The organism is Gilliamella sp. X-60 (genome assembly GCF_057063585.1).
Window position 1 is genome coordinate 105,346 of the sequence record NZ_JBXSQJ010000006.1, and the last position, 7,484, is coordinate 112,829.

Sequence of the window (7,484 nt, forward strand, 5' to 3'; positions counted from 1 at the left end):
TGCCAAATTAATGCCCCTATTCGCCTTTAGGTGTTGTGAAAAATTGGAATGTTTTTCTATAAAAATTGTTCAGGTAGATCCTTGATTTTAATTAAGTTGATTTTTAATAATTTTTAATTAAATCAAGTTGTTATGAAAATGTTTTTCAGTATTAAACATAAAACTCATCTAAAATAATAATGAGTTTTATGATTGTTCGGAAGAATAACTAAAATTTAGATTTTAATGATCAATTATTTTTGGGCGCTGAAACTAATTTTTTTAGGATAAAATTTAACATCACTCCATAAAGAGGCAAAAAGAATAATCCACAAATCAGAATTTTAAAACTATAGTCCATTAACGAAATTTCGGTCCAATGATTTGCCATAAATTCATCGCTACTTTGATAAAATGCGATAGCAAAAAAGACAATAGTATCAATACCATTACCAAAGATTGCTGATGCAGTTGGTGCAACCCACCATGATTTATTTTTTCTTAAATAGTTAAAAACAGTGATATCCATCAATTGCCCAACCAGATAAGCTGCAAAACTCGCTAGCGCTATTCGAAATACAAAACTATTAAATTCGGTCAATGCCGAAAAGCCAACCCAATGTGTCTCAAAAAATAATACCGAAATAAGGTATGAAAATAGCAATGCGGGGATCATAACCACAAAAATGATCTTTCTTGCCAAACTTGCACCATAAATTCGAATGGTCAAATCGGTGGTTAAAAAGATAAATGGAAAAGTGAAAGCCCCCCATGTGGTGTGAAAACCAAAAATATCAAATGGGATTTGGACTAAATAATTGCTTGAAGCAATAACTAAAATATGAAAAAAAGCCAACCAGTAAAGCGCTTTTTGCTGTTGCCCACGGGTAAAGTTTTTTTCTATCGATTCGAAATGATTCTTTAAGTACATCTTTTTTCCTTTTTAATGGGGTGAGAGAACCCAGTTATTAATAAATCTATCTAGTCTTAGCCATATATTCTTGCAAGCCCTTATCGCGCAGCAAACAGCTAGGACACTTGCCACATCCCCCTTCAACCCCGTAATAACAGGTGTGGGTATATTGTTGGACATAATCAAGATAGCCCAGTTTATCGGCTATTTCCCATGTTTGTGCTTTGGTCAAATACATCAGTGGTGTAATAAGATTAAACGCATAATCCATGGCTAAATTCATCGATACATTCATTGATTTAATAAAGATATCACGACAATCTGGATAACCACTAAAGTCGGTTTCACAAACTCCAATAATAATGTCAGAAATGCCCTGCTGCTTGGCATGGCAGCCAGCTAAAAGTAAAAAGAGCATATTACGCCCATCCACAAAGGTATTAGGATAATCGCCATCTTGAGCCGATTTAATTTCTTGTGAGTCGTCGATGAGCGCATTATTCGTGGTTTGTTTGATAACTGATGTATCAATGACAGTTTGCTTTATACCTAAATCTTTAGCGATCCATTTGGCTTTTTCAAGCTCAATTGCATGACGTTGACCATAATGAAAGCTGATTGCCTGAACATTTTCACGTCCATAATCAGCAATGGCTTGCAGTAAGCAGGTAGTTGAATCTTGCCCGCCAGAAAATATAACGAGTGCTTTACGAGTTTGCATTAACAGTTCCTGTTTGGATGGATTATAAATTAGCGATTATCCACTTTTTCTGGATACATATCGTGATTAGCTAATCGATTTGCCGCAACTTGTTGCCAATGGGTATCTGATTTTCCATAGTTGGCATAAGGATCAATCGAAATACCACCGCGTGGTGTAAATTTTCCCCAAACTTCAATATATTTAGGATCCATTAATTTAATTAGATCTTTCATGATGATATTAATACAATCTTCGTGATAATCACCATGATTACGAAAGCTAAATAAATAAAGCTTTAGCGATTTACTTTCAACCATTTTGATATTGGGTATGTACGAAATATAAATCGTTGCAAAATCAGGCTGACCAGTGATGGGGCAAAGGCTAGTAAACTCTGGGCAATTAAATTTAACAAAATAGTCGTTATTCGGATGTTTATTATCGAACGTTTCGAGTATTTCAGGACAATAGGTTGTAGGATAGCGAACAGACTGATCGCCTAGTAGTGTAATTTTACTCATGATATTTCCTTAGTTTTTTAGCGTGGGAGGTTTACGAACCACGTAACAAGCCGCACACCATACTCTTTTTAAATAAAAAAGTCTAGTGTGACAAAGAATGCAAAATATCAAACTAACCCCATCAACAGTAACTATTGATGGGGTTAATGATAAAAACATAGTAGAAAGGCAATCGAAGCGGGTGAATAATCTACCTGTTACCGCTTATCTTAATTTTAATTCTTGATAAAATTTAGCTAATTCAGTTTTTGCTTCATTGAGTTCTTGTTCTGCCTCTGATAATTTTGCTTGTTGTTTGGCAATTTTGTGTTCATCACCTTTTGTTTTTGCCTGATTCAATTCTTGAGATCTTTTGACAACTTTATCTGTCTTTTCTTGAATTTTTTTATTATATTTTTCTTCTAACTTATCATTTGAACAATAATTATTGACATCATGTAATGCCTTTTCAAGCCCTTGAACTTGATGAGAATTATTATTTTTTTTAGCATAATCAATCTGTGTTTCAATAGTTTGTTTTTTGCTTTCACACGTTAATCCTTCAGAATGTTCTGAAGCATAAGCGCCAAGCGAAGAAAAAACTGCCATAGTAATAATGGTTAATTTAGTCATGACTCGAATTACTGATTTCATATCAATCCCCCCTTTACCTTATTTTCTTAACTGAACCAAATCAACTTTATGATCTTTACCTTTAGTCAGGATTAAACTTGCCCTTTCCTTTGTAGGTAAGATGTTTTCAACCAAATTTAATTCATTAATTTCACGCCAAAGGCGATTAGCAATGTTTACGGCCTCTTGTTCTGGCAGTTTTGAGTAATGGTTAAAGTAAGAGTTGGGATCACTAAATGCACCAGCTCTAAATTTTAAAAAGCGGTTCACATACCAATCATGTAATAACGAAACCTCGGCATCAACATAAATGGAAAAATCGACATAATCAGAAACAAAAACACGGTTATTTGCTTGCGGATAATTCAAGGTGCTTTGTAGTACATTTAATCCTTCAAGAATCAAAATATCTGGACTATCAATCACCATTTCTTCACCTTCGACAATATCATAAACCAGATGAGAATACACCGGTGCTTTAACGTTAGCTTGTCCTGACTTTATATCCGCAACAAAATTGATCAGTTTTTTAATATCATATGATTGTGGAAAGCCTTTTTTGTTCATTATTCCACGTTCTTCAAGGCATTTATTGGGGTATAAAAATCCATCGGTTGTTACTAAAGCTACTTTACGATGCTCTGGCCAACGCGTTAACAATGCCTGCAATACCCTTGCTGTTGTGCTTTTGCCTACTGCAACGCTACCGGCAATACCGATGATATAAGGGATTTTGTGACTTTTGCCTAAAAACTTAGACAGTACCGCCTGCCGGCTAAAGCTATTACTAATATAATAATTAAGCAATCTTGATAAAGGTAAATAGATGTCACTGACTTCATCCATCGATAAGTCTTCATTAATGCCTTGTAAAGAAGTTAACTCGTCAGGGGTTAACGTCATCGGTACAGCATTACGCAAACTTGCCCATTCTTGACGATTAAATTGCATATAAGGGCTCAAATGATTTTTCATTTTATTTTGTTCTCTAATTCGATCTGACAAATTTATTAGGCTCAGATTATACATAAATCTCTTTTTTTACAATCTTAAATTAGCATGGCCGCTTCATCATAGCTATATTTAAGACTTACTGATAAAATACGTTTGTTAAATGATTAACCCTAATATTAAACAGAGATTGTATGTTAAAGAATAAATCGAAACAAAAAACTAAAAAAAGCCGTCAAGAGATTAATGAAGAGTCTCGTGAGCTAAAGCGCAAACGTAAGCACAAAGGCTTACCAAGTGGCTCTCGTTTTAATAATCAAGATTATAGCAAAAATAAAAATTCGACAAACAAAAGCAAAGATCCACGCATTGGCAGTAAAAAACCGATTTCATTAGTTGTTGAAAGTGCTAGCAATGCAATAAAACCCGTTAAACAACCGAAACCGGCTAAAACAGTTTTATCGCCACAACAAGAATTAAAACAATTAGAAAACGATCCAAAATTAGATATGTTACTGGATCTAGTCGAGCAAAATGCCAAACTCACTAAAGAGCAACAAATTTATTTTGATAGCAAATTAAATCGTATTGATGAGTTGATGCAAGAGCTGGGTTATACTGATGATGATTTTGAAGATGAAGACGAAAAAAAAGAAGATATTGTTAGTTTATTAAAACGAAACTCATAAGAGACAACTGTCATTAGTACTTATGAGTATCTTCTCAATGCAAGCAGAAATACGATCCTAATCATTTAATTTTTGCTCATAATTTAAAATTAAAAACTATTATTTTTTATAAAATCTATTAATAACTTAAAAAGCGAGCGGATCATAATGCCAATATTAATTATGTTAAGTTTATATTTTGGGTTATTAATCTGCACATTGTTATATTTAAATAAAACTAATCGAATCAAAATTAAAACAAAAATCAGAAACCAACAAAAGCAACCACTAAAAATTTACAAAAATAACAACATTAAACACAGCTCTAAACGGAAGCAAAAGCATGACTGATATGCAATTATGGGATCAGGCGTTAATTGAAAAATATAACTATTCTGGTCCAAGATATACCTCTTACCCTACTGCACTTGAATTTAATGAAAATTTTAATGAACAGGATTTTTTATCGGCAGCAGCACGTTACACAACAAAGCCATTATCGCTTTATGTGCATATTCCGTTTTGCCATAAGCTTTGTTATTTTTGCGGTTGTAATAAATTCATTACTCGCCAAACGCAAAAAGTCACCAAATACTTAGATATTTTAGATATTGAAATTGCCGAACGTGCCAAATTGTTTAACAATCGAACAGTAACCCAAATGCACTGGGGTGGCGGCACGCCGACTTTTTTAACTGATTATGAAATCACTCGACTAATAACTTCGCTAAAAAAGCATTTCAACTTTGCCGATAACGCTGAACTTTCGATCGAAATCGATCCGCGAGAAATTACCCCACAAACTATTGATCATTTAGCTCACGTTGGGTTTAATCGATTAAGCATGGGAATTCAAGATTTTAATCATGAAATTCAAAATCTGATTAATCGCGAACAAGATGAAACATTAATACGTTCTCTTATTGATCAAGCTCGCAAAAATAATTTTGACTCCATTAGTCTAGATCTCATTTATGGCTTACCCAAACAAACAGTCGCTAGTTTTACCGAAACGCTTAATAAAGTGATTGATATCTCGCCCGATCGTTTAAGTATATTTAATTACGCCCACTTGCCGAGCCGTTTTGCAGCACAACGTAAAATTAAAGATGCTGATTTACCTAATGCTAATCAAAAATTACAGATTTTATACACAAGTATTCAAAAACTAACCAAAGCGGGATATCAATTTATCGGCATGGATCATTTTGCCAAACCTACTGATGAATTAGCGATTGCACAAAAAGAAAATCTGCTGCACCGTAATTTTCAGGGCTACACAACGCAAGGAGATGCAGATTTACTTGGGCTGGGGGTATCAGCCATTAGTATGTTAGGTGATAGTTATGCACAAAACCAGAAAGATCTTAGAGCTTATCAAAGTCAAGTTGAACAAAAAGGTCATGGATTATGGAAAGGATTTAATTTACATCAAGATGATATTATTCGTCGTGATGTAATCAAGCAACTCATTTGCCACTTTTATTTAGATAAAAAAGCAATAGAAGAACACTTTCATATCCAGTTCGATAACTATTTTGCTGAAGACTTAAAACTACTCGCTCCATTGCAACAAGATGGATTAGTCACAGTAAATGACAAGATAATTAAAGTTCAACCTAAAGGGCATTTATTGATACGCAATATTTGCATGTGCTTTGATATTTATATGCGAAAAATGGCAAGGCAGCAACAGTTTTCCAGAGTTATTTAATTTGATATCGTTTTTCAAATTACTGAAACAACGCGAGTGATTCCTATAAAATAAATATTATGATAAGATTTAGTCCAAATTAATAAAAAAAGTAATAACTTGTTAATTTTATTGTGTTATTAAAGGTTAGCCCTTAATAACACAATTTTAGTCTTTAAACATGAAATTTTATTTTTAATAAGGAGTATATTTATAAAATGGGATTGACGAATAAATTAGTAGAAGTATTTCCAACTCGCCCTTTAAAAGTTATGAAACTAAAGCAAGAAGGCTCATTTCATCAAATAAGAAGAATAAGTGCAGCAATAATTTTATTTGTGTTAGCTATGTTTATGGGCATAAGAAATTATCCTGGATTAATTGATGATTATAAAATATCACGGAATCCAGTTGTGGTTAACTATGATGTAGAAGGAACATGTCGTGCAAAACGTGCGGTTGATAACTGTTCAGTGAAAATTACCACTGATACAGGACAAGTTATTAAGCGTGATTATACTTTCATTGGAGGGAAAAAAGGAAATTATCAAGTTGTAACTGTAGCTTCGGCCGATGATCCATCACTAGTAACAATCGATTTAGCTATTGAGAATATGCGAACTGTATTTGTGGCTACTACTGGTCTTATTCTTTTGTTGTTGTTGGTTACATGGATGAGTTTAGGATGTTTCTTAAGAACACATAAAATGACAAAAGTTATCAAGGAAATTAACGGGCAAAAATTAACACCTGTTATTGTGCCAGTTAAATTAGTTTCTTATGGTAAAACAATAACAGCTTTATATCGTGCAAACAATGCACAAGGAATAAATGCTAAATATGCAGCCAATTTTAATAAAGACTTAAACGGTGGACCAATCATTATAGGTGATAGGATTAGAAATAAATGTAATGTGTTGGCCGTAGTCGGAGAAAGCAACTCTGTTCCTATTCTTCTTGATCAAGAATTTACGCGCTGTGATTTTACCTATAATGAAATGCAGGCATTAAAAGAAGCTCTCTCTTAATCCAGATATGATATCAAGAATAGTGAAATCAGTTTAAGTTTAAATATTTAAATTTTATACATAGGGCGATAACATCGCCCTCAGATTGATGACAAACCTCGATATAATTCGGAGTTTATTTTTTTATTTAAACCATAAATAGGATTTTTAATTTGGATTTTATTAAATAAATTAGGGGCTGTTGATCTTTGCTGTACATAAATCACTCAACAATACATTGGCAGCCACATTAACATAAATGCCAGTGATACCATACTGGCATAATTCCTTTCTAACTTATCGTATCTACTTGATATTGAACGATATTGCTTGATTCTAGCAAAGGCATTCTCGACTAAATGACGATAGCGATAAAGGCACCTATCCATACTGCTTTTATCTATATCCTTACCATAATTACGTTTAGCAATCACCGT

General features: G+C 33.4%; 9 protein-coding genes and 1 riboswitch. Of the genes, 3 read left to right on the forward strand and 6 right to left on the reverse strand.

Annotation, left to right across the window (positions count from 1 at the left end; all coding sequences use genetic code 11):
- Positions 1-229 precede the first annotated feature (229 nt).
- From ACYIAM_RS05030 to coaA, 5 genes are all read right to left on the reverse strand, one after another.
- Positions 230-910, reverse strand: a complete 681-nt coding sequence (locus tag ACYIAM_RS05030; RefSeq protein ID WP_483747485.1) for a 7-cyano-7-deazaguanine/7-aminomethyl-7-deazaguanine transporter — start codon at positions 908-910, stop codon at positions 230-232.
- A gap of 46 nt (positions 911-956) precedes the next feature.
- On the reverse strand, positions 957-1,613 hold the full coding sequence (queC, locus tag ACYIAM_RS05035; RefSeq protein WP_483747486.1) for a 7-cyano-7-deazaguanine synthase QueC: 657 nt from the start codon (positions 1,611-1,613) through the stop codon (positions 957-959).
- Positions 1,614-1,642: 29 nt separating this feature from the next.
- Positions 1,643-2,116, reverse strand: a complete 474-nt coding sequence (gene queF, locus ACYIAM_RS05040; protein WP_174796300.1) for a preQ(1) synthase — start codon at positions 2,114-2,116, stop codon at positions 1,643-1,645.
- A 3-nt stretch (positions 2,117-2,119) separates the two neighbouring features.
- Positions 2,120-2,164: riboswitch (PreQ1 riboswitch) on the reverse strand.
- A gap of 156 nt (positions 2,165-2,320) precedes the next feature.
- Entirely contained in the window at positions 2,321-2,749 is a 429-nt protein-coding gene (locus ACYIAM_RS05045; protein WP_483747487.1) for a DUF1090 domain-containing protein, read from the reverse strand.
- Between the two features lie 18 nt (positions 2,750-2,767).
- Positions 2,768-3,703 carry a type I pantothenate kinase gene (coaA, locus tag ACYIAM_RS05050; protein ID WP_160403767.1) on the reverse strand — a complete coding sequence of 312 codons (936 nt, stop codon included), beginning with the start codon at positions 3,701-3,703 and terminating at the stop codon, positions 2,768-2,770.
- Between the two features lie 170 nt (positions 3,704-3,873).
- Between coaA and yihI the strand changes: the two genes are divergently transcribed.
- From yihI to ACYIAM_RS05065, 3 genes are all read left to right on the forward strand, one after another.
- Positions 3,874-4,368, forward strand: coding sequence for a Der GTPase-activating protein YihI (yihI, locus tag ACYIAM_RS05055; RefSeq protein WP_483747488.1), 495 nt, complete (start codon positions 3,874-3,876; stop codon positions 4,366-4,368).
- Between the two features lie 322 nt (positions 4,369-4,690).
- Positions 4,691-6,061: an oxygen-independent coproporphyrinogen III oxidase gene (gene hemN / locus ACYIAM_RS05060; protein ID WP_483747489.1), complete on the forward strand. Its 1,371-nt coding sequence runs from the start codon at positions 4,691-4,693 to the stop codon at positions 6,059-6,061.
- Positions 6,062-6,258: 197 nt separating this feature from the next.
- Complete coding sequence (locus ACYIAM_RS05065; RefSeq protein WP_174796295.1) at positions 6,259-7,068, forward strand: hypothetical protein; 810 nt, start codon at positions 6,259-6,261, stop codon at positions 7,066-7,068.
- A 206-nt stretch (positions 7,069-7,274) separates the two neighbouring features.
- On the opposite strand, the gene ACYIAM_RS05070 is transcribed toward ACYIAM_RS05065, so the two are convergent.
- On the reverse strand, positions 7,275-7,484 hold a 210-nt coding region (locus ACYIAM_RS05070), incomplete at its 5' end, for a transposase (protein ID WP_483747490.1).

What these genes read in the sequence shown, in the direction of transcription:
- ACYIAM_RS05030 (WP_483747485.1), bottom strand. Translation starts at nt 910, where the DNA reads ATGTACTTAAAGAATCATTTCGAATCGATAGAAAAAAACTTTACCCGT.
- queC (WP_483747486.1), bottom strand. Translation starts at nt 1,613, where the DNA reads ATGCAAACTCGTAAAGCACTCGTTATATTTTCTGGCGGGCAAGATTCA.
- queF (WP_174796300.1), bottom strand. Translation starts at nt 2,116, where the DNA reads ATGAGTAAAATTACACTACTAGGCGATCAGTCTGTTCGCTATCCTACA.
- ACYIAM_RS05045 (WP_483747487.1), bottom strand. Translation starts at nt 2,749, where the DNA reads ATGAAATCAGTAATTCGAGTCATGACTAAATTAACCATTATTACTATG.
- coaA (WP_160403767.1), bottom strand. Translation starts at nt 3,703, where the DNA reads ATGAAAAATCATTTGAGCCCTTATATGCAATTTAATCGTCAAGAATGG.
- yihI (WP_483747488.1), top strand. Translation starts at nt 3,874, where the DNA reads ATGTTAAAGAATAAATCGAAACAAAAAACTAAAAAAAGCCGTCAAGAG.
- hemN (WP_483747489.1), top strand. Translation starts at nt 4,691, where the DNA reads ATGACTGATATGCAATTATGGGATCAGGCGTTAATTGAAAAATATAAC.
- ACYIAM_RS05065 (WP_174796295.1), top strand. Translation starts at nt 6,259, where the DNA reads ATGGGATTGACGAATAAATTAGTAGAAGTATTTCCAACTCGCCCTTTA.